Below are 255 nucleotides of genomic sequence, written 5' to 3'. Positions count from 1 at the left end.
AACCGCCGACCGCGCGGGATGTGAGCGTAACGACACCGAAAGATACGTCGGTAACGGGAAGCGTGTACGGCACGGATCCGGACGGCGATCCGCTGACGTATACGAAAGGAAGCGACCCGCAGCACGGCACGGTTACGGTGAACCCGGACGGGACGTGGACGTATGTGCCGAACCCGGGCTATGTCGGCCCGGACAGCTTCACGGTAACGGTGAGCGACGGCCGGGGCGGTACGATCACGACGAAAGTCACGATCA

At 63.5% G+C, this 255-nt stretch carries 1 protein-coding gene; it reads left to right on the top strand.

Annotated elements, in window-relative coordinates:
- Positions 1-255, top strand: a 255-nt coding sequence (locus tag PV407_RS16430) for an Ig-like domain-containing protein (protein ID WP_332091004.1), incomplete at both ends; no start/stop codon positions are given.

The organism is Paenibacillus sp. GYB003 (assembly GCF_036577625.1).
In the GTDB taxonomy this organism is placed as follows: domain Bacteria; phylum Bacillota; class Bacilli; order Paenibacillales; family NBRC-103111; genus Paenibacillus_AB.
This window is presented reverse-complemented; position numbering and strand designations above follow the sequence as displayed.